This is a genomic window from Mesorhizobium sp. M1A.F.Ca.ET.072.01.1.1 (assembly GCF_004023325.1).
In the GTDB taxonomy this organism is placed as follows: domain Bacteria; phylum Pseudomonadota; class Alphaproteobacteria; order Rhizobiales; family Rhizobiaceae; genus Mesorhizobium.
This window is the reverse complement of sequence record NZ_RZSF01000076.1, coordinates 1-22,012: the sequence shown is the minus strand read 5'-3', so window position 1 is coordinate 22,012 and position 22,012 is coordinate 1. Positions and strand designations below refer to the sequence as shown.

At 59.0% G+C, this 22,012-nt stretch carries 17 protein-coding genes; 11 read left to right on the top strand and 6 right to left on the bottom strand.

Going from position 1 to position 22,012, the window contains the following annotated elements:
• The 5 genes from EOA32_RS13560 to EOA32_RS38605 all read left to right on the top strand — a co-directional run.
• On the top strand, window positions 1-1,855 hold a 1,855-nt coding region (locus EOA32_RS13560), incomplete at its 5' end, for a tyrosinase family protein (RefSeq protein ID WP_145971294.1).
• 37 nt (window positions 1,856-1,892) lie between these two features.
• Window positions 1,893-4,538, top strand: a complete 2,646-nt coding sequence (locus tag EOA32_RS13555; protein WP_128372027.1) for a LodA/GoxA family CTQ-dependent oxidase — start codon at window positions 1,893-1,895, stop codon at window positions 4,536-4,538.
• Window positions 4,535-4,957, top strand: coding sequence for a hypothetical protein (locus tag EOA32_RS13550; protein ID WP_128372026.1), 423 nt, complete (start codon window positions 4,535-4,537; stop codon window positions 4,955-4,957). Before EOA32_RS13555 ends, EOA32_RS13550 begins: the two co-directional genes overlap by 4 nt.
• Window positions 4,896-6,038, top strand: a complete 1,143-nt coding sequence (locus EOA32_RS13545) for a tryptophan 7-halogenase (RefSeq protein WP_348632201.1) — start codon at window positions 4,896-4,898, stop codon at window positions 6,036-6,038. Before EOA32_RS13550 ends, EOA32_RS13545 begins: the two co-directional genes overlap by 62 nt.
• A gap of 33 nt (window positions 6,039-6,071) precedes the next feature.
• Window positions 6,072-6,230 carry a hypothetical protein gene (locus EOA32_RS38605; RefSeq protein ID WP_189407127.1) on the top strand — a complete coding sequence of 53 codons (159 nt, stop codon included), beginning with the start codon at window positions 6,072-6,074 and terminating at the stop codon, window positions 6,228-6,230.
• A 589-nt stretch (window positions 6,231-6,819) separates the two neighbouring features.
• Here EOA32_RS38605 and EOA32_RS39830 read toward each other — a convergent pair.
• The 4 genes from EOA32_RS39830 to EOA32_RS13530 all read right to left on the bottom strand — a co-directional run bounded on the left by EOA32_RS39830 (window position 6,820) and on the right by EOA32_RS13530 (window position 10,302).
• On the bottom strand, window positions 6,820-7,119 hold the full coding sequence (locus EOA32_RS39830) for a dienelactone hydrolase family protein (protein ID WP_281013984.1): 300 nt from the start codon (window positions 7,117-7,119) through the stop codon (window positions 6,820-6,822).
• A 24-nt stretch (window positions 7,120-7,143) separates the two neighbouring features.
• Window positions 7,144-7,638: a hypothetical protein gene (locus EOA32_RS39825; protein WP_245499266.1), complete on the bottom strand. Its 495-nt coding sequence runs from the start codon at window positions 7,636-7,638 to the stop codon at window positions 7,144-7,146.
• Between the two features lie 200 nt (window positions 7,639-7,838).
• Window positions 7,839-9,425: a serine hydrolase gene (locus EOA32_RS13535; RefSeq protein WP_189407124.1), complete on the bottom strand. Its 1,587-nt coding sequence runs from the start codon at window positions 9,423-9,425 to the stop codon at window positions 7,839-7,841.
• A gap of 124 nt (window positions 9,426-9,549) precedes the next feature.
• Window positions 9,550-10,302: a helix-turn-helix domain-containing protein gene (locus tag EOA32_RS13530; RefSeq protein ID WP_245499265.1), complete on the bottom strand. Its 753-nt coding sequence runs from the start codon at window positions 10,300-10,302 to the stop codon at window positions 9,550-9,552.
• A gap of 1,205 nt (window positions 10,303-11,507) precedes the next feature.
• Between EOA32_RS13530 and EOA32_RS13525 the strand changes: the two genes are divergently transcribed.
• The 5 genes from EOA32_RS13525 to EOA32_RS13505 all read left to right on the top strand — a co-directional run bounded on the left by EOA32_RS13525 (window position 11,508) and on the right by EOA32_RS13505 (window position 17,031).
• Complete coding sequence (locus EOA32_RS13525; RefSeq protein ID WP_128372022.1) at window positions 11,508-12,671, top strand: hypothetical protein; 1,164 nt, start codon at window positions 11,508-11,510, stop codon at window positions 12,669-12,671.
• Window positions 12,672-12,811: 140 nt separating this feature from the next.
• Window positions 12,812-13,273, top strand: coding sequence for a hypothetical protein (locus EOA32_RS13520; RefSeq protein ID WP_128372021.1), 462 nt, complete (start codon window positions 12,812-12,814; stop codon window positions 13,271-13,273).
• A 310-nt stretch (window positions 13,274-13,583) separates the two neighbouring features.
• Window positions 13,584-15,077, top strand: coding sequence for a HEAT repeat domain-containing protein (locus tag EOA32_RS13515; RefSeq protein WP_128372020.1), 1,494 nt, complete (start codon window positions 13,584-13,586; stop codon window positions 15,075-15,077).
• Entirely contained in the window at window positions 15,029-15,304 is a 276-nt protein-coding gene (locus EOA32_RS13510) for a hypothetical protein (protein ID WP_128372019.1), read from the top strand. The genes EOA32_RS13515 and EOA32_RS13510 overlap by 49 nt, the downstream gene beginning before the upstream one ends.
• Window positions 15,301-17,031 carry a hypothetical protein gene (locus tag EOA32_RS13505; RefSeq protein ID WP_128372018.1) on the top strand — a complete coding sequence of 577 codons (1,731 nt, stop codon included), beginning with the start codon at window positions 15,301-15,303 and terminating at the stop codon, window positions 17,029-17,031. Before EOA32_RS13510 ends, EOA32_RS13505 begins: the two co-directional genes overlap by 4 nt.
• Before the next feature lie 37 nt (window positions 17,032-17,068).
• Here the strand turns inward: EOA32_RS13505 and EOA32_RS13500 are convergent, their stop codons facing one another.
• The gene (locus EOA32_RS13500) at window positions 17,069-18,043 is read right to left on the bottom strand and encodes a hypothetical protein (protein ID WP_189407122.1); all 975 of its coding nucleotides are present in this window, start codon (window positions 18,041-18,043) and stop codon (window positions 17,069-17,071) included.
• 70 nt (window positions 18,044-18,113) lie between these two features.
• The gene (locus EOA32_RS13495) at window positions 18,114-18,659 is read right to left on the bottom strand and encodes a DUF6650 family protein (protein ID WP_128372017.1); all 546 of its coding nucleotides are present in this window, start codon (window positions 18,657-18,659) and stop codon (window positions 18,114-18,116) included.
• Window positions 18,660-18,925: 266 nt separating this feature from the next.
• Here EOA32_RS13495 and EOA32_RS13490 point away from each other — a divergent pair, with 266 nt between their 5' ends.
• Window positions 18,926-21,688: a UvrD-helicase domain-containing protein gene (locus tag EOA32_RS13490; RefSeq protein ID WP_245499264.1), complete on the top strand. Its 2,763-nt coding sequence runs from the start codon at window positions 18,926-18,928 to the stop codon at window positions 21,686-21,688.
• Window positions 21,689-22,012 lie beyond the last annotated feature (324 nt).

The following is a 22,012-nucleotide window of genomic DNA, read 5'->3' as shown; positions in this document are numbered from 1 at the left end:
GCACGGCATGCCGCTGATCGCGCCGCTCACCACCACCTGCTGCGGCAAGAGCGACGCCAAAGGCCGCGGCGCGCGATCGGCGCTGATCCGCGGCTTGCGCGGACTGCCACCATTCGACGGCAAGCAGTTCCCCCGTCTGCCCTGGGGCGGCTCGCCGGTCGCCGATGAGGATATCGACCGGATCGAAAGCTGGATCGAGGAAGGCTGTCCGGAGGCACTGCTCGGCTCGGTTGCACTCGCGGGCGAAGTGAGTGTGACAAGCGAGGCTCGCGTCGAGGTGAAGGGGCTTGCCGGCCCTGTTTTCGGCCAGGCGTCCGATCCGGCGGCGTGGCGCTACGCCAAGGGCGAATTACGGCAGCGCATAGATGTCGATGTGCTGAGCGAGCCGCAAAAGGAACGGCTGCGCTTCGCATTTCGCGAACTTTACAAGCTCAACAAATGGGTTGGCGACAAGCGCTCCTATAACAATCTGGCGCTCATCCACCAGAACCACTGCCAGCACGGCTGGGAGCGATTCCTGCCCTGGCATCGCGTCTATCTCTACGAGTTCGAACAGGCTTTGCAGGATTTCTGCCCCGACGTGACCATGCCGTGGTGGGATTTTCCAGCAGCCCGCTACAAGCCGGAAGACCCGGCCAACGGCGCGATCCTTCCAGACGCGTTCAAGGGCTTCCTCACCGAGGCCTCGGCGCGTTTCCTGCGCGACCAGGGCTTCCCGGCCAAGGTCGATACACTGGTCGGCCAGCTCTGGGCTAATCCAACGCAAATCTATGACACGGTCAGCATGGCGTGCGGCAAGGATTATGTCGAAGGCGAGAACCGCAAACGGCTGATCGACGCGCTGCTCGAGGCCAATTCTCTGTGGTATCCGCTGCGCTATTCCGGCCAGTTCGGCAAAGGCACGATCAACACCGTTATCCACTACCACTACCCGGCGCAGGAAGACATCGACGAGATCCTCTCGCTGCGCACCTTCCGCGATTTCGGCGGTGGCAGCCTTTATGTCGACAGCTTCGGTTTCCTCGACCAGAACCCGCACAATACGATGCATATCTGGACCGGGGGCATGAACCCGGCGTTCACGACGGACGCTCCCGCCGACCGAAACAGCACGGTGCGCGTTGCGGGACGCAAATTCCACCAGCGCGACGATCTCTACTCGGAGCCGCAGTTCGGCGACATGTTCTCGAACCTGACGGCATCCTACGATCCGATCTTCTGGCCGGTGCATGCAAATATCGACCGGCTCTGGTGGCGCTGGCAGCAGGATCATCCGGACGGCCTGCCGGCCGATCTCGATTCCGCGCTGACGCCTTGGAGCTACGCCGTGCGCGACACACTCGACATGAACCGCTTCGGCTATGAATATGTGCGCGGCGGATGCCTGATGCCGGTGGGGCTGACCAATCCGGTCGGGCGCTTCGTGTCGGCGCCGATCGCCGTGCCGGACGCGACCAAGAGCTTCCGTTGCGCCGAGGTGCGGCTGCACCGCGTGCCGCAACTGCCGCGCTCGTGCTTCATCCGCGTGTTTCTCAACACGCAGGATGCCGATGCCTCGACGCCGCTTAATGTGCCGGGCTATGCCGGCTACGCGGCCGTCTTCGGCCATGGCGAATGCTATGGCGGGCCAGGCCATTGCGAGATCCCGCCGTCGGCAAGCCGCAAGTTCGACCTGCGCGAGCGCTCCATGAACTCGCCGCGCAACCACCGCATCGACGTGACCCGAGCGGCGCGCCGACTGATCGGCTCCGGCGCCACCAGACTCACGGTGAGTCTCGTCGTGATCGGCGCCTCCTACGAGGAAGACCGCGAGCTGCTGCGCCTCGATGGCGTCTCGCTCAATTTTCTCGACTAAACGAAAAGACACAGCCGGCGTCGACGCGGAGAAACAAATGGCCGACCCAACTGTCTATCGCGTCCATCCGGCCGTGGGCATCGCCAGGCTTGGCGACAGCCCGGAGGGCTTTTGCATCTCGCCGGAGAAGCCGGCGCAGTTGCCGATCGAATGCGACGCCAACGGCAACGCCGCCAAAGACGACGCGCCGATAAAACACTTCAAGGACGACAAGGGCCGTATCAAGCGCCAGGCCGCGCGTTTCCAGATCTTCGCCTATGACGAGGCCAATCCGCAGGGCGTTCCGCTGAAAATCGGCGACCACGTGGAGGGTGGCGGCAATCGCGGCAAGCTGGTCGACATCCAGTGGCGCGTCCAGCTCGCCAACAAGAAGGCGGCATGGTTCACTTTCGATGGGCTGCGCGGCGAGGCCGGCTATCCCGTCGGCACGCCGCTGCGCAACGCCGGCATCACCGATCCGATCGAGCGGCAGAAGCTGATCATCGACGCCGGCCCGCAGGCCGTCGACTGCACGTCGCGTCGCAAGGCGAGCTTCGGGCGCAACGCCAACCCGGCTTATGCCGTCACTTTCCCGCCGAGCGGGATGTCGCCGAACGACATCGATACGCTCGGCGACATGATAACGGACGATGACGGGCGGCTGCTGGTGCTTGGCGGGCACGGCAACAGCGGCTCGTTCCTCTCAGGCTTCGGCCATCCGCGCATCGAGACCTATGCCAACAGCGACGGCTGGTTCGACGACATCTCGGACGGGCCGGTCATGGCCCGGCTGGTGATGATGGAAGAGCGCGTCCAGGCGCTGCGCTACATCGATGTCGAATATCCGGCCTGGGTGCTTGTCGGCTATCCGCGCTACGCACCGGAAGTGCTCGACATGATCACGCTGGAAGACGTGGTCGAAGACATGTCGATCCGCGAATTCGCCTATCGCACCGACATGTACGGCACCGCAGGAACGTTCGACGCACCGCAAAAGATCGATCCGACCGACACCGCCGCCCTGCTGCACTGGAAGGCCGGAGCGGTGGAGTGGAACCCGGCCTATCGCCCCTGGTTCTGGCGCGACATCTGGCCGATCATTTTCCGCGCCGACGAATTCTCCTATTTCGCCAACATCCTTCAGCAGTCGAATTTTCCGCACAACCAGACGAGCCGCGGCACGTTCGACCCCTATCGCCTTTGCATCCCGCCGCGCATCGCGCCGCGCGCGCTGGCGCGGAAGGAAGCGCGCGCCAAGGACGATCATGTCGCGGGCCGCTTGCTCGAGGCCGCGGTCGAGCCCAGCCTGATGCTGCTCGACACGACGCAGGCGCCGGGAGCCGCCAACGACGCTGTGGTCGGCGATGCGGGTGCGGCGCTCAAGGCAGCGGCAGCGGCGTTCACGGCCGCTGTTTGCCCGCCTGAGGACGGTGAAATGCCGCGCGCTTATGCGGTGCGCTGGCAGCAGGTTTTCAGCGAGAACGACACGGTCGCAGACAGCGCCTATGAAGCAGCGCGCAACGCCTTCGATACGGCAGTGACCGACGTGATCGAGCGCATCGCCGCTGCCGCCTCGCCGCCCAACAAGCGGATGCTGACGCTTGCCCGATCGTCGTCGCGGCAGGAGCCGGCGGAGCCGGACCGCACCACGGATCCGGATGAGCCGATCGCGGCGGCGCTGCGTCGGCTGGCGTTCGAATACCGCTCCGGCCAGTTGCTCGACCGAGCGCTCGCCGTCGCAGCCAAGGACGCCACCACCGACCCGGGCCGTGCCGCGCGGCAATATCTGTTCGACCTGTTGCGCAAGCCAGGCGAAGAAAACCTGTTCCGGCTCGAAGCCAACCCGGCGACGCGGACCTATCACCTGCCGCTGATGCCGCTGCTGGCCGGCGACAATCCGATCACCAACAAGACAGTGAGCAAGTTCCTGCGGCTGACCGACACGCAGCTTTTCCGGCTCAGGCAATGGGCGGCCGGCATCTTCACCGACGAGGTGGATGCGGGCTTCGCGCCGGCGATCGATCCCTGGCAGCCCTACAAAGACTGGAACGTGCCGGGCGGACGCGGCCTCGATCAGGGCGTGCTTTCGAACGGCCTCGGCGGCGCCTTCTGCCCGGGCGGCGAAGTGACCTGGATCATCCGCAACCCGGCGATCTGGCGCGAGCCTTATCGGATCAAGGCCGATCCCGAATGGTATAGCTTCGCCCTGACCGCCGCGCAGGAGAACGCCAACCGCTGGGGCTCGGGCGTCAGCGAGGAAGGCTACATCGCCTACGCTTCCGATCCGTTGTCGCAAGGCAGCGATTTCGATGTGGGACTGCAGCCCGGCGACCTGACCAAGCTTAGCGGATTGCCCTGGCAGGCCGACTTCAACGAATGCTCCACGCAGACGATCGACGTCACCTATGAGGAATGGAACGTGCTTTACCCCGACAGCGTCGGCGACACGCTTTTGTCGCGCGAGCGGCGCGTGTGGGAGACCTTGTGGTGGCCGGCGCACCGGCCGATGCAGGTATACTACCCGGTGGACAAGGACTTCCAGTTCCGCAACTGGGCGCGCGGCATCCCGCAGACCTTAGCCGGCGATCTCAAGATGGTGACCGAGTGGTCGAAGCTCGGCTTCATGGTCCGGAATCCCGCCGGCGGGCTCGATCAGCCCTCGCCCAGCATCAAATACATCTGTGTCGAGGATTCTGGAGAATGAGCGTGACTAATCCCTTCGTCGGCAACTGGACTTATCGCAGCTTCCTCAACGATCCCGACATCGGCAAGGCAGCCAACGACCTGCTCTTCGGCGAAGGCACTTTAGCCATCACGGAAGAGTCCGTGACCGAGCTTTCGGGAACGATCGGCGGCCCGGGGTGGGCGCTCGACCTGCGCGGCGGCTTCGGCTACGGCTCGCCGATGCAGGTCCGCTTCCAGGGCAAGGGCGCGGTCGGCGGCGAGGAGTGGATCTACGACTATATCGGCTGGCTGGTACCCGTCTGGCCGAACAGCACCGACCGGCTGGAAGTACCGGCGATCGTCGGCTCGGTGGTGCGCACCATCCCGCACTCGGGCGATGGCGGGAGCACCAATCCGGCAGGGGTCGTGGCATCCTTCTATGCCGTCAGAGCAAGCTGATTTCGCCGTCATCGGCGGTGGGCCGGCGGGCTCCGCGGCCGCGCTGACGTTGCGCCGCCAGGCGCCCGGGCGACGCGTCGTGCTCCTGGAAGCCGGGCAACACGACCGGCCAAAACCAGGCGAGATTTTGCCGGCGGTGGCGCAGGGACTGCTGCGCCAACTCGGTGTCTGGGCGCCGTTCACCGCCGAAGCGTTCGTGGCGAACCGCGCAGTTGTTTCGGCATGGGGCAGCGAAACCCTCGAAGAGCGGCAAAGCACATTCTCCGCCCAGGGCGCCGGCTGGCAGCTCGACCGGGCGCGATTCGACCGGCTGCTGGCTCAGGCCGCGCATGCAGCGGGAGCCGAGCTGCGCTTCGGCAGCGCGGTGCGTTCGGCCGCGCGCGAGGATCAAGGCTGGCGGCTAAGGCTCGCCGATTGCGATGTCGTTGCTCGCGCCGTGATCTGGGCGACAGGCCGCAACTGGGGACTGGCACGATCCTTCGGGGCCCACTTGCGGGCGCACGGCCATCTGGCTGCCTACACCCGCTTCTTCGACCAAGCGTCCGGCGGTTGCCGAATGGTCATCGAGGCGCGTCCCGAAGGCTGGTGGTACAGCGCCGACCTGCCGGACCGACGCCGGGTGGTGGCGTGCCTGACCGATCCCGATCTGGGCAGCGAGTTGCGCACGGCCGAGCGCTGGTACAGCGCGCTCGTCGCAACGCAGCTCATCGCGCCACTCGTGCCGCCTGAGGCGCGCGAAACCGCAAGCCTGGTCAAGCCGGCGGGCACCGCCACGATCGATCCGGCCGCGGGCAAAGGATGGGTCGCGGCGGGCGACAGCCTGTTCTGTGCCGATCCGCTGTCGTCGCGCGGCATCGTTCACGCGCTTCGCTCAGGCATCCTGGCCGCCTACGCCGCTTCGGATATGCTGGAGGGGCGGAGCGAGTTGGCGCGCAGCCGCTATGCGATGATCGCCGCGCAGAGTTTTGCCGATTACGTCCCGGCGCTCGCCGCCCACTATGCGGCGGCCGCGCGATGGGACACGCCTTTCTGGCAGCGGCGGCGCCCTCATTTTGAAAACCATCTGGCGGCCCAAGCTTAAGCCACGCGCATTTCGAGCGGAAGGAGCGTTCTCATGAAACTCGGGATCCCGGCCTATGAAAGTGCTAACCTGCTCGATGTCGCCGGCCCGCTGGAGATGTTCTCCCGGGTCGATGAGAAAAATGGGGTTGGAGACGGTTCTCTTGTCGATCGACGTCGCGCCCGTCACCAGCTTCAACAAAGTGCGCTTTGACGCGCAAGCCTGCTTCGAGGCGACGCCCACATTGGACATCTTGTGGGTCCCCGGATGCGCTGAAAAAGATCATGAGCGATATTGTTGCCCCTACGGTGCCTCCAGAGCTGGAGAGAAACTCTGAAGTACGAGTGGGCGAACAATCCTCAGTTGGTTCTGCCAATTACAGCTTGTTTCGTTGTGTTGGTGCCGAGTTTCGCAGCCGCGTTTATCGCGCTTTTGGGTATGATTCTGCGAACCAGTTTCCTCGGCTCAATAGACGAGCAAAACCTCCCGTGGAGCGAACGCGTTGGGCGAAGAAATGCAAGACTGTATGCCGACTTCATGTCGCCCCGTTTCCGTACGGAGCGCCGGGTCATGGCATATGGTGTTATCGGCTATCTCTGCGCCTTCGGCACGGCCTTGCTTATTGTGACCATCTTTGGCCGCCCGTCTTGATTGAAACTTGAAGCCAGCCACTACCAAACGCCCTTGGTGGGCAATAGCGCTATTGCATTGGCTTCCTCGCACTGGTCGAGACGGGCATTCGACGCCTCTTGATGATGTGATCGTTTGCCCCTCTCCAAGCGCGGCAGATGCCGATAGAGGTCTAGCCGCCGAAGGCTTGCTTCAGAAAAGCCCGAACGTCGCTGAAAGATTTTTCTGCCGCAGCCGGATTGTACTCGACCCGATGGCCGTAGGCCTCGACCGCTGTCTTGAACTCCGGGGCGTCGAAAGCGTGTCGGGCGCCCTGGAAAATTTCGAGGCTTACAGGGCTTCCCTCGCCGCTGCGGTGGGCGATCATGTCACGACATTTTTTGGCAAGGCTCCAGTCGTCGAGCTCACCCACAAGGATCATGGTTGGGACCGCCAGGTCGCCGTTCGCTGTAACAATTCGGATAGTAGGCAATCGCCGCCTGGAACTTGCGTTCCATCAGCCGCTCGGCGCCGCCAAATTGCAACGCCTCGAGCTTGTGATCCCTCCAGATGAGAATCCCATCAATGCGATGCGCGACGACTCGACGAAGCTGTACTTCGACAGGAAGTCCAGAGCGCCATAGACGTCATAGACGCGAATTACCAAGAGCCCATTGCAGGGGTCGTGAACGCCACGCGTGCTGAAGCTGTCGACAACGAGCACGACGTACCCCCAGGACGACAGCCGTTCGGGCCAAACTTCCTGGTCATTCTGGAGCACGCCTGCACACCCGTGGAGAAGGATGACCGCTGGGAACGGCCCCTTGCCTGGCGGCCGCGTCAGATATCCGTTCAAAGGTGTGCCTGGAACAGACTTAAGCATTTGTCCGCTTTGCTGCGCAATGCGGACCTGAAACGGTGTAGGCTTCACCGCCGCCGCAGTCTCAAAGTGCACCACTTCGTCGGCGTTCGCATGGACGGCCCAGAGGCTTGCAAGGCCAGCCCAATGCATTTCCTGCCAAAACGTGACAGTCGCGCCCGGTGGTCCATTGAGGGTCGCTCCACCTGAACAACTACTCATACTGGCCTAATTGTTCTCATAATTCTCCTCACAAAGCGGTGTTCTTCAGCTGCGCTACAAACTCCGCCCGGCAGCGGGCGCGACCCTCATCTTGAGCAATTGGGCAGCAAGCACCCAACGACTGGGCGCGGCTAGTTGCTCACCTGCACGCCATCAACCGATACATCCTCGCCTTCGCCCACGGCGACCCTACGACGAAAATTCAGCTTCTTGCCGCTGAATGTCAGGATAAGTTCTTGTTGTTCGCCGGATCCCAGAACCGGCACGTCGATGACGAATGTCTGCCCGTTCAGCCATCTTCCCTTGGCCTCGGTGATTTGGCCGATGCCCGGGTCGGAGAGCTTCACCGCCCCTCTTCGGTAGAATCCATCGAGGCCTATCGGCTGGCTGTAGCGCACCGATGAGCCTACCGGATCAGGCAAGGAGATTTCGACATCAAAATGCGGATGAGGATCGGCCAGATCGAGCGTAAATGACTTCAAGCCGACCTCGTCGTCATGGAATTTGTAAATCTTGCCCGAGATCGAGGACGCGATTTCGGAGACCGGACCGACAGGTGTCGGTTTTTGGGTCGCGGCATCCTGGATTGCGCTGGCGAGCTGTTTGGCTCCATCCGGGTCCGGCGGCAGCGCCGACTGTGATTTCACCGCGCCGGACACTGCATCGATCAGGGCTTTGTACCGAACTTGCTTTCTGGCGGTGGTCACCACCACGACATCCAGGTCAGGAAACACGACGATCAACTGACCGTTCTTGCCATCCATCCTGTAAACGTGCCTATCGGGAAAAACCCAGATAAAGTTCGAATAGCTCTCGTTAGCGTCGCCCGTCGCATGCACATTCACGAGCGTGTGGTTCAAAACATCCGCCCAGCCCGGTGGGAGAAGTTGCCTTCCCTCCCATTCGCCATGATGCAGATACAAATAACCGAGCTTCGCCATATCGCGCGGCAGCAGATAGAGCATCCCTTCGCCCTTTGTCAGGCCTTGGGGATCGCGGTCCCAATGCCAATCGACAATGCCTAAAGGGTCAAACAGCTTTTCCCTCGCATAGTCCTCTGCAAGTTTGCCCGTCAGCCTGGTGATGATAGCCGACACCAGATCGGCGTTCCCGTTGCTGTAGTTGAACACCTCCCCCGGCGGATGCGCCATGGGGCGATCGAGAATGAATTGGGTCCAGTTCGAGCTTCGATAAAGATCCTTCATCGACTGCTGCCTGCCGCCCTCGAACCCCTGATCCCAGTCAAGCCCTGAGGTCATGTCCAAAAGGTTCTGAACGGTGATGGCCTTCTTGCGGTCATCGACATTCGCAACCTGGCGGTCGGCGAAGAAATCCAGAATCGGATGATCGAGGCGGTCGAGCAGGCCATCCTTGTAGACCATCCCCAGAAGAGTTCCGGTCACCGCCTTTGTCGAGGAGTATATCTCGTGCGGAATGCCCGCCGTATAGGGCGCGTAATAGGCCTCCGCGACGATCCGCCCATGGCGCACGACGAGGAGGCTGTCAAAGTTGTGGCTTGAGCCATAGCCGACAAGGCCGGCCAGCGCGGACGAATCCATGCCTTGCTCTTCCGGCGTCGACATCCGCCATTCGTTGGTTGGCCATGCTGGCTGATCCGGCTCCGCGGCGTGCGCCGGCCAGGGGTAAAAGCAGGTCACCAGGACACAAAGGCTCACCATTGCGCCCGGAACGAAATGTTTTTTGGCTTGCTTATCCATGACTGTCTCCGATCTCGCGGAGATCATGTCGAACGGCGGTGGTGCGGTCTCGCCGGATATTGAAAACCGGGTCGCCGATTTCTCGAATCGACTGACCGGTTTCAGTATTCGGCGCTTTATCCGGCTATTGAGCCAGCGCCCTGTCAAAAGCGGCGCGACGAAACTCGGTCGGCGTCAGACCGGTGTCAGCCTTGAAAGCCCGGTTGAACGGGCCAAGCGACTGGAAGCCTGCATCCATGGCGATCGTCAGGACCGGCACGTCCTTTTGGCTGGAATCGGCAAGAGCCGTCTTGGCCTCCTCGATCCGATAGCGATTGAGAAAAGCGTTGAAATTGCGATGGCCGAGACCTTCGTTGATGATCTGGCGCAGCCGGTATTCCGGCACGCGCATCAGCGTGGCCAGAGCGCCGATGGTCAACCCCTCGCGCCGATAGGCGCGCTCGACCGTCATCAAACGCTCCAGGCAGCTGAGCAGCACCGGCTCGATTCTTAAACCTTTGTCGTTTTTGGTCGAGGTGGGAGAGTTCCGACCCGAAGATGTAGGCAACGGCGCCGGCAGGGGCGCTGAATCGATTTCCGCGGCGCGAAACACGCTCCACCCGCTAAGCGCTGCCAGCAAGCTGAGAACGAGCGCGCGGGAGAAGTTTCCAACGGGAGAAGTCAACGCGAGAAAGACGACGGATGAAAAGTTCGCGGCGGCGTTTGCCCCGATATAGGCCATCGTTCCGATCAGCACTGCGCCGCGAAGTCGACGGCGCCCGTCGACCAGATCATCCCGCCAGGTCGCGACGGTCTGGGAGACGGCGAGCGCCGCAAATATCAGGTCGGTTAGAGTCAGCAACCGGCCGATCGACGAAGCGGCGTCGCCCTTGATCATCCCGCCGGGAACGACAAGCCTGGCCGCGATCAACATCGCCCAGAGACCGCCATGCCAGGGCCGAAAGGTGAAATCGTCGTCGAAAGCCGCGCGCGCCCAGAGCCAGAACGCGATCGGCCCGCTCGACGACAGCGCGATCAGCGCCAGGCTCAACCAACGCCAATCCGACGGGAAAGCTGGCGCCGCGACGATCGCGGAGGCAGCGCCGGCGGCGGCAAGGGCTGCCCCCACATACTTCGCGCTCGTCGCGGGACGATCTCGTAACAGCACAACGGCGAACATTACAAGCAACCCCACGGCCGCGCCGCGGGCGCCATTATCGAGAGCAGCGAAACCCGCCCTACTCACTCTGAGCGCGTCTCGCCAGACCGCGCACTTGGGCAAAAGTATATGGCATCTCTGGAACCTGGTCTGCGGTGTTGCCGTCGGGGCAATGCGGGCTTGTTAGAAAGCACGATGCCATCGGCCATTGATCACCGCCACCTACGTCTGCGTTACCAAGTTCCTCAAATGAAGGCACCAGCCAGAGCGCCTCGCCGGTTCTCTTAGCAACATGGATCCTGAACTCAGCTGCCGCTCTGTGGTTGGTTCGGGTCCAAACTGAGCGCTGTGGCCGGCTGCGATCTAACGGCCCGCCACAGGGCGACGTTCACTGTTGGTGCGAGACGAGATCGCAAAGCTGACAACACCTGCCATCAGCAAAGCCCGGAAACCGTCATCATCGCTCCCGCACATTGCGAAAAGTCATTTTGAAGCAAAGTATAACGCATTCGCCGCAAGGTGCGCGAAGTATCCGCACATTGCGAAATCGGCACATAACCCACTGAAAACAGACAACCGGCAGAGCACGCAATGTGTGCTCTTTTATCTTGCCATCGGTCTTCGGTCGTATTTCGTGGGCCCCCGCTCGACAGCACCAAACCTCGCTCTGCCACGCAGCAACGTCCGGCTGCCCCCTGCTGCACGAGGAACTACGAAAAGAAGCAGGTCGCTTCCAGAGCGCCCCGCTGATGCTCACCGAGAGCGCTGCTTCCGCTGCAGCCGATCTGCAGCCGCCCTGATGATGTAGGCGCATTCCTAGTGACGATGGAGGGCACGTTGGAATTGCCAGATTTGACGTCAGATGGCACTGGCCGACCTGTCATATCGACACTGCGAAGCCGTGCCAAAGGCAGCCCGGCTGAACGAAATGGAGGTAAGCCGACGTGTGGCAGAAAGACATTCTTGTGTTGCCCGAGGATCTGATTGCGTTCGCCTGGTCTGCACCGATGCGGGACTTGGCGGCGAAGCTCGAACTGTCCGACGTCGGGCTGAAGAAGCTGCTGACGCGATGTGGAATTGCGTCGCCGCCGCAGGGCTATTGGAACAAAATACGTGCCGGAAAGAGGGTGCCAGCATTACCGAAGGCGCCACCGCGGCGCCCCGGTGAATCGGGCCGGGCAAGTGTCGACGCGCGCTTCAAAGAAGTTATGACAATTGCAGCCCCGCTGGCATCCAACGGACCATTTGCATCCGCTCTGGTTCCAGAAGACCTCGACGAACTGCACGCACAGGAATTGAAAGCGATTGGCAAAGCTTCCGTCCCGCACACGTTGGACAGGCCTCACAAAGGGCTCGTTCAAATACTCAAGCAAGAGCAGCGCCGCCGCGACAAAAATGCAGAACGCGAGTGGACCTTTGACGGGCCCAAGTTCGACAATCCACTAGGCAAGCGACGACTGAGAATCTTCAACGCATTGTTTTTGGTGCTCAGCAAGCGCGGCTACGACGGTGGTGCCTACGAGCGCGATGGAGAAATTCACGCGGGAGCAGCCATCGGCGACACACATGTTGGTTTGGAAATTGGAATAGTCGGTAGCCACCGCACCGTGCGTCAGCAGGGGTACCTGCGGCCGGCGCCGGACCTGCCGGCATCAACCCCGCTCGCGCTGCGGATCGATCCAGGTTTCGATCGCAAGAATACAGTCTCGTGGCAGGACAGCGGCGACGCCAAGCTTGAGTCAAAGATCGCAGAGATCGCGGCCGCGATCATCGTGGCTGGCGAGCGAAAGTTCCGACTCAGCCTGCGGGAAGCCGAGGAGCGCGCAGAGCGGGAGCGGATCGACAGGGAGAAGCAGCGCCAAGAATGGCTTGTCCAACTCAACCAAAAGCGCCTGCAAAACCTGCGGACCAGTGGGGAACTGCTACGCCAAGCGGAAGACATTCGCGCGCTTGTTGAGCGCGTCCGCCGCGCGATCGATGATGGTTCGGCTGACATCGATCCCTCGGCACTGGAAGCCTGGCAACGTTGGGCACTCGCAGAGGCAGACAGGATCGACCCAGTGCGGTCTGGTCAAATTCTAACGCATCTCAACGAACCGTCGCTATAGTCCGCCGACGGCCTGTTGACGACGCGCCGGCTGCAAACGAACATCGCTGAGAGGGAGGTGAAATGGCGAAGTGCAGAAACGCGCGACGCCATGGATCTTCCTCCACCAAATTCGTACCTTAGCATTTTCAGATCGCGCGAATGACGATCGAAGAACGCAAATATCCCGGTGAACTTGCATCTCCGCAACAGCTTCACGAGCTGGCGGAAGAGTATCGCAAGGCGGCAGAGTTGCTTCTTCAACTCGGCCGACCCGGCAAACCGTTGACACGCGCACCGTTCAGATTGACAGCAATCCATGCGATCGAACTCTATCTGACAGCGCTTTTGCTCCACCATGGGTATGATCCCAATCAGATTCGCAAAATGCAGCACGATCTGTCGGCGCGAACAGAACACGCCCTGGAAGCGGGGTTGCGCCTTCGCGCGAAAACCGCCGCGCATCTTCAGTCTCTCAGCCAGAACCGGGAATATCTCGTCACCCGTTACGGCCCAGAACTGGCGGCAACCGCGTCGCAGATAAACCGCCTGACCGCCACCCTCGAAGAGGTGGCGGCAAAGGTCACGATATTGATCGCGCTGCCCAGGCTACCATCACGTTGAAAGGAGGTGCCGTTCGTTAGGCTGTTCTGCGAAGACTATTTTTTGCGAACAATCCAGCCGAAAGCCCTTAAAAAGTCCAAAGCGGCGATGGCGGCACCAGCGCCTAAAATGACCGTCACATCCAAAATGTTAGAAGTTTGGACAGTAACCCATTGCAGGTAATTCTGACCAACAGGCGCTTCAATCGGTGTGGTAGCTGGCGATCAAACCGGTGGCGCACCTGCGACTTTCGTCCGAAACACCTTACTTGGTCCGTGCTCTGATGTTGCGGCTAGCGGTCAGCGGAGCCTATCTATGTTGAACAAGGCCGATGAGCGATCATCCTATTACAATTGCACAACTGAAGCAGGCAGTGTCGGACGGTTCGCTGTGGCCCACCGTATCGGCACTGAGTTTCGATTCCCTCACGAGGGTCGGCACGGTCCTTGCGGACATGCACAATGATAACACCTTCGACGGAATTTCGTACTTTGAGGCACTTCCTGTAGCGGAATTCTCAAACCGAGACAGATCGCGAATAGCGCACGTGATTGAGGGGTTTCTAAGCAAGATTCGAGACACAACGGAGCGCGTAGTTTCGCTTGTTCATTCGTTGGGCGACAGCGCGTCTGACAACCTCGCCTATCATATAGGCCAAGGCTTCGAAGCATGGCTCGCGGCCAATTCCGCGCAAATTCACCAAGTGGCAAATATCATCACGGAAACAGACCGGGACAGCGAGTTCCTGGGCACGGTCCTCCAAGCGTGGAGAGCGACAGCACCATCTGAAGCACTGAATGCCGCTATTTCCCTCTCCAAGAGCAAATGGCCCGCCATTAGACGCCAAGCGACATATATGCTCGGCGCCTTTGAGTATTCTGAAGGGAACGAGACGCTGGCGGTCGAGCGACTCTCTGATTTGGTCTCGTCGGATGACCCCCAAAATCAGCGCGCTGCTGCCTTTGCAATTATCCGCCTGCTTGAAAGGCAGACCGACAAATCCGCTCAGCTTATTGCGAAACTGGAAGAGGCAGCCGATCGATCAAACGAAAACGTCCGTGACGAGTTGATTGCTGGGCTTGCCTATCATCGCGGCGCCTTTCCTCCCCCTCTTAGAACAAAAGTACTCACGCTGATGAAGACCGTTCAAAGCGACCATGCGCGGACGCTCGACCTGGTCGACGCTGCGCTCTGCAGCATGGATATTGATAGGGAGCGTCATCTCGTTTTCGAGACATTGACTGCAATCCTAAGTCAGGAAAAGGGAGCTCCTCCCCTCAAAAAATTCGATTCGCTGGTGCACAAGATTCAAACGTCAGCGGGTGATGCACACGGCTGGTACGTCACGCACTGGCTGCTGGGTGGTGAGTATCGAATTTGTAGCCAACTCGATGCGTTCTTTCCTCCCTCGGACAAGTCGATTTACGATTTCCAACTCGACGGATTCAGACTCAGCGACACTGAGATTTTCTATTTTGCACACAAGATATATGCATACCTGATGTTCAACCATGGGCCGGCGGTGTCGCTGTTGTCAGCATGCCTGGCGTCTTTGAAGCAGGAGAGACGAAAGCTACTGGAGAAGGACATCACATCCTTCTGGCTTCGCAACTATCCAACTGATCTTGATCTGTTTAACAAAGTTAGCGATGCCTATCCGAACAAGGGCTCAAAGCCTCGACTAAACGGATGCAGCAACAGGTCGCCAGCTACCAAACACCGCTACATGCTTTGCCACGAAATAGGGCGATGCAGCCGTCCACGTTGGAGCGGCGTGTGCAAACGGAAATCGCCCAAGAACGCAACAAACAGATCGGCCGAATAGCAGAAGAAAACTCTATCTTCGCAGGGTTGTTTCACAAGAGCACCCTTCTCTACGGACGTTCATCTGTGGTCTACGTTTATCCCGACAGCTCCGGTGAGCCCATCCGGCAAGTGATGCAGTTGCAAAGCTTTGAAACATCGTCCGCATTGCCGCGCATGGACGTTCTTTATCCAGCCCGGCTCAACTACCTGATCTACCGGCTTCGCGTCGAGGAGCGCCCGAAGTGAAGCTGCTTCTGAAACAATATCTAGCGTCCCTCAACGAAAGGGACGAACTCGACGTGGTATTGCCGGACATCATGAGCGAAGTCGGCTACACAATCGTTTCACGCCCTAAACGCGGAACTCGCCAGTATGGCGTCGATGTGGCCGCGATCGGCCCTCATCCTCAGACGGGCGAAAAATCGCTGTTTCTCCTTTCGATCAAGTCCGGCGACCTGACCCGGGACAACTGGACAAGAGGGAACCAAGCGTTGAGACCTTCGCTCGAGGAGGTCATCGAAGTCTACATCCCAAAGCATGTGCCTCTCCGGTACAAGGGCTTGCCGGTCATAGTCGCGGTTTGTTTCGGCGGGGATATGCAGGAGGATGTGAGGCCGCAGGTGGAAGGCTTCATCGAAGCAAAGACAAAACTCGGGACGCTCGAGTTCGTGGAGTGGAATGGCGACCACATCGCAGACCTGATCGCCACAGGCCTGCTTCGCGAAAACATTTTCCCGAAGGCAATGCAGACATCATTTCGAAAGGCCGTAGCGCTGGTCGATGAGCCAAGTGTCTGCCTCGCGCATTTCGAAGAGCTGCTGCGGCAACTAGCTGACACACAGCCGAAAAATCTTTTCGATCGTCTTCGGCAAGTGCGACAAATCTACCTAGCAAGTTGGACTGTCTTTGTCTGGTGCCGCGACGCGGAAAATCTCGAAGCGGCCTATTCAACAAGCGTCATCGCCACACTGCGAATGTGGCATCTATCTCACGCTCATTTCGGCAGGTCCAAGCTCGCCAAAAGTTTGGAGGAGGTGATGAAAAAAATGATGCAGCTCAACCGCATCATCGCCACTTCATTCGTAGAGAAACATATATCACCCTACTGTGCGATTGAGGATGGTCTCGGTATTTCCATTCCGTCACCGGCGAGTGTAGACATTAATCTGAAACTGTTCCAGGGTCTTGGGCGTTTGGCCATCCATGGCTTGTGGCTAATTCACACAAAAGCGCTCACGTACAAAAAAACTGAGTCAGCTTTTCAAGCCGCCTTGGACGCTGAATTGCAGAAATCGATGAACATGATCTGCAATACAATCGAAAACAACCCAGCTCTCTACACCCCATTGCGAGACGACCATGCGATCGAGATCACGACCGTCGGCCTATTTCTAATGCAATGCAAGGCCTTTGATTTTTTACGGCGATGGATCGAGCAAATCACTCTGTCCTCGATATTCAGTTATCGAGCCAATGGAAAGTACCCGTGCGTCTTCCGCGACTATGCCGACCTTGCGATGCACCCGAGAGCAGTCGAGGGTTATCGAGAGGAGGCGACAGTGGGCAGCATCCTTTATCCGACACTCGGCGTGTGGTTGGCGATTTTTCAAGATTCGAATAGTTTCGCCGTCTTGGCTGATTTCCACGCCAAAGACATGGCGCACAGCACCTGGCAGCTGTGGATACCGGATACGACGTCGGAAGAGCATTTATATCTCAATTCGGAGGTGCATGGTTCTTGTATTGCACACCTCGGGACAGCTAGCGGTCCGGATGCTCTACTTGAACAGATTCGCAAAGAGATCATCGCCTGTGAGGAGTTCAATGAGCTTTCAGCGATGAGGTACGGACTATGGCCGATCGTTCTAATGGCTTGCCTGACATATCGATTGCCGATTCCGCCACATTTTTGGACGATGACTCTGCTTCGGGATGACAGCAACGTTGCCACGTCGGGCAACGGTTCCGGTTAAGCTAATCCAAGCCAAATGTTCAGTCATTCTCTGCGGTTCAGCAACGCAGCCCAGTCGATTGCGGCAGTTCCGCCGGCGAGTGTAGGAGGGCATCAGCACGAAAGTAGTTTTCGCCCTCTCGAAAATCCACCGCGAGTATTTTCTCATCCGCGAATATGCAGTTGGAGAAATCACATTTCTCAAAAGCATATTTAGAATTCGCATGAAAATTCAGCGAATCAATCGAGTCGACACGAGCGATGCCGCAATTCTTGAACATGGATCTCTCAAATCGACCGTCAACTGTTACATGCTTCCATTGCGATACTGTTACACCGTTAAACGACACATTTTTCAATCTATCAATCTCATATTCGTCATCAAAAATAAATTCTCCTCCAAAATATTTTATTGAGGCGAATCCTGGAATGTAATGCCAGTATACTGGATCATCGTCGTAGGGGTAATCCTCTTCGGATTCTACAACGTAGAAGGTGATGCTTCGGCCGGTGTTAAAACCGGCCTCGTCGCCCGACCGCATGACGCCAGAAATCTCTTCTCGATGCCGGTTGCCGTGATAGTTACGCATGTGATCTTCGACAAAATCAGCGAGCAGGTTCATTGCACTCCACGCATAGTCCCGTTGCCCGCTATGAATGAGCACGCTTAGTGTAGCGACACCGGCAGACACATGGGATGGTTTGCTTGGCTCGCTCAAGAGTTTAGCTCCCTCCTGTAGCAGTTTCGCGCGCCCTTCGTTCTCAGCTTGATTGGCCTGCCGAACGCTAATGGAACCTCGCCAGCTAACCGTGCAAAAAGTTACCAGCGCGAACAGGGCAACGCCGAAAGGGGCGAGCGCTTGGGCTAAGCGGGTATCATGCTCGCCATCGAAGCCGTCACCGAAAATGAATAGAAAAGCGGCTACAATAGCGACGGCCGTGAACGTCGCACTGACGATAGACAGCACATACCAATGCCTTTCGGTAATAGTTGGCCATTCGCCGGTTGAATCCTTGCCCCTACGTTCGGTCACATACCCCCCCAGCTTGGACGTTATCCACACGCACATGTCAGCGCGTCGTCAGTCCTGTAGCACTACAGATTCAATCGTGGCGTTCGACCGCAACGGGGAAGATTGACGCAAGGTCTTCCTCCACGTCTATCTCGAATTCGGCGGCGAGCGCCGAAAGCTGCAATCCGAAGATTGCCCGCAACTCCCCCAGCGCCACGAAATAGCCGGGTGTCAACGGGCGCTCGTCATCGTCATGCCATCGGATCGGTGATCCACGATCGACGTCGTTGCGCAGACGATAGGCGATGTTTCGGTAATCCGGCGGCGCATCCTCCAGAAAGCACCGGGAGGCTGTTCGCAGATGCCGGACGCAGCGTGCAGCTGACGAGTTCTCGGGAAGGTCGTTCAAGATTTGCGTAAGCTCATTGCGAATCTGACTCACCGACTGATCAACTTGGTCCGGAACCTCGAAATGCATCGGCACGTAGAGCACGCGCCGATTCTCTAAGAAATTGAACAGCCGCAAAATCGTCGTCCGTTGTGCGATTGGCGGATTCCAGCTCCCACTAATACTAAGAAATCCGATGCCGGTTAGACTGCTTCGAATGGCGTCGAAGGTTCGTCGAACGATTGCCATCTACTACCCCTTCACTCCAGATTCTTATCATTGGCGCGGTAGGACGTAAAAGGAAAGCCCGGCGTTTGGCAGGGTGTAACTCGTCGCAACCATCTAAAGAGATCGTTGACGGCCCGACGCGGTTGCGTTCTTCCCGTGACGGGCGACGAAAAGAGCCTAGATCGGGGCCCGATCAGTGTCTGGCCACGATGATTTGGAACATCTCAATTTGTTGCTGATATTCGCTCCTGAGGACCTCTTGCCTACTGAGCGTATTGAACGTGGCCTTGACCAAATTGGTATCTGACCGCTCGCGGACCTACCGCCCAGGTTTCTTTGCGCGGATGTTTCCAGCGGGAAAATGGAAACTGACCCTAGACCCGAAAATCTCGGGACATTTCCGGCTGGCTCAAGATGGCGAAGTGCAGCTTAGCTGCCTCGACATCGTGTCGATTTCGACCAGCAAGGCACTGCTGTGGCACACTGTCGAAATCCGAGCCCGCGGCAGAACAGACACTCTTTCGGCACTATCGGCTGTCGCGGCCACACAGCTGGCGGCAGACCTTCATGCCTTCATCAACACTCACCTCTTTGGGCTGATCACCACCGAGAAGGATCGCCTTCTCGATGTCGACGAGCGCCTCCGAGAAATCACCAAAGGCAACAGACAGTATCTTGCACAGGCCGATCTGGGCACGGCCGTTGCCGGCGTCCCTGGCGCCGCAGCGGCCGCCCTGTCTCACCCGCTTCTGGACCCAGACCTGATGCCGGCAGGACTGAAGGCCTCCCTTCCGGCCTCGTTCGCGATGATAACCGACCCCGGCGTCCGCCATGCCTACAACGAGGCTTTCGTCCGCTCGGAATTTGTCAAGTTCCAGTCGTTCTTCGACGATCTCGACCGGCGCTCGTTTTCCAACCAGCAGCGCGAGGCCTGTATCCGCCTGGAGGACAGCAACCTGCTGGTGGCCTCGGCAGGGTCCGGCAAATCCGCGACGATGGTCGGCAAAGTCGCCTACGTCCTGGAAAAACGGCTCTATCGCCCCGACGAGATCCTGCTCCTGGCCTTCAACAGAAACGCAGCCGATGAACTCAGGACGAGGATCGCCACCCAGCTGCAGGTCGCTGAGGACACCCTGGAGTGTCGCGTCACGACGTTTCACGCGCTTGGGCGCGGAATCATCGAGGAGGTCGAGGGCCGACCGCCCCAGCTCGCCAACTGGGTGGATCATCCGGCTGGCGAAACCAAGGTCATCGAGGCGATCATCCAGAGCCTTGGCGAGAGCGACCCGGAATTCGCCCGGATGTGGGCCGAGCTTCTCGTTGTGCATCCCAAAGCCGATATCCCGATCGAGGTGTTTGACGGGCAGGCCGACTATCGGCGCTACGTTTCGGACAGCCTTCGAAAGGGTAGCGCCACGATTGGTTCCTTGTCCGGCATTGTCGTAAAGTCGTTGCAGGAACAGAAGATCGCCAACTGGCTTTGGCTGCATTCCGTCATCTTCGAATACGAACGGCAGATCGCAGTAGAGGAAGATGGTGACGCGGTCCGCCATCTGCATCCCGATTTCTACTATCCGCAGACCGCAACCGTGCACGAGCATTTCGCGATCAACACGGACGGAAGCTCACCCTTTGCGGACTATGCCAAGCACGCCGAGAACAAACGGCTGGCATATCGCCGGAACGAGATCGATTTCTTCGAGACGACTTCCGCCCAGGCCAGTAACGAGACGCTGCTCAGCACAATCGAATCCGAACTGGCGCGGCGCTCCATACCTTTCGAGCGCAGGAGCTACGCCGAAATCACCAAGGCGCTCGATCCGGTGATTATCAAGCATTATCACCAGCTGATATCCACCTGCTTGAAGCACATTCGCGCCAGCCATCTTACGCTCGACATGCTGCTCGAACGTGCCAAGACCTTGCATGACAAGGAGCGCGCGAAGCTATTCGCGCGCGTGGTCTGGATGATCACTCAGGGGTATTCCCGAAAACTAGAAGAAACCAGGCGGATCGACTTCGATTCGATGATCGCGGATGCGGTCCGGCTGGTCGAGACAGGTCGATATCAAAGCCCCTATTCCCTCATTCTCGTGGACGAGTTTCAGGACATTTCCGAGCCGCGCGCTAACCTCATCAAGGCGCTCAAACAGCAGAAAGCGTTCAGCAAGGTGTTCGCGGTCGGAGACGACTGGCAGTCGATCTATCGCTTTGCCGGATCGGACATCACGATCTTTACACGGTTCGAAGGGAACTTCGGGACCAGTTGGCAGGAGCGCCTGGAGCAGACGTATCGCTGTAACCAGCTCATTGCCGAAACAGCCGCTAATTTCGTCCAGCGCAATCCTGAACAGATCAAGAAGTCCGTCCGCTCGACGCGCCCGGCCGTCTCACGATCAATCCGCGTCATTCCCATCGATGATAAGCGCGACAAGCCAGACTTTGCGGCGGCCTGCCAGCGCCTGCTCGAACGGCTTGATGCCGCTTTGGGTGCCATCGCCAACCGGTGGCGCGACGAAAAGCGTGACAAACTCAAGGTTCTGGTTTTGTGGCGCTATAACGTCCTCGATCCTTTTGAAGGAAGGCCGCCGTCCTTTGCCAACATAGAGGTGACGGGGCTGTCATTTCACAGGGCCAAGGGCCTTGAGGCAGACTATACGGTCCTGCTCGATGTCAGCGAAGGCAACTATGGCGTGCCAAGCCGCATCGAAGACGATGAGTTGCTGAATCTGGTCATTCCCCGCCCCGAGACCTTCGCGTACGCGGAAGAACGACGCCTGTTCTACGTAGCGCTTACGCGTGCCAGCCGAGGCATCTACATGCTCACCAATCGCCGTCAGCCATCCCGCTATATCCAAGAGCTTTGCGAGATCGCCGGCGATGAAGTCCGTTTCGAAACGATTGAGGGAGCCGAATTGAGCCAATGCCCAGCTTGCCTCGTCGGCCAATTGGTGAAGCGGCGCAACAAAGACGGATCGATGTTTCGTGGATGCAATCAGTTTCCAGACTGCAAGCACACTGAACCGTCGAGCGTAGTGCGAAGACGGTAACCGCCTGCACTCATTGTGACGGTGAACTGGGACCTTTTACGAACTCACGCTCTAAGGATCGTTGAGCTGAGCCTTGGCCTGACGGGGGAAAGAAGCGGCTTGTAGATTTATCTCGGAATCGCTCAAAATTGCGATATACGGGAAATGGGCGATGCGGATTTGACCCCATACCAGGAGCGAATACTTGAGTGATCAAAAGTAAGCGCTGTTCTGACAGCACCTTTCGCGCGTGACCGTGAGGAACGATGTTCGGAGCCTTTAAGGGCTTCGACACATGACGATTTCAGAGCTTACGCTTAAGTCCAATGATGAAGAGCCGGTTCG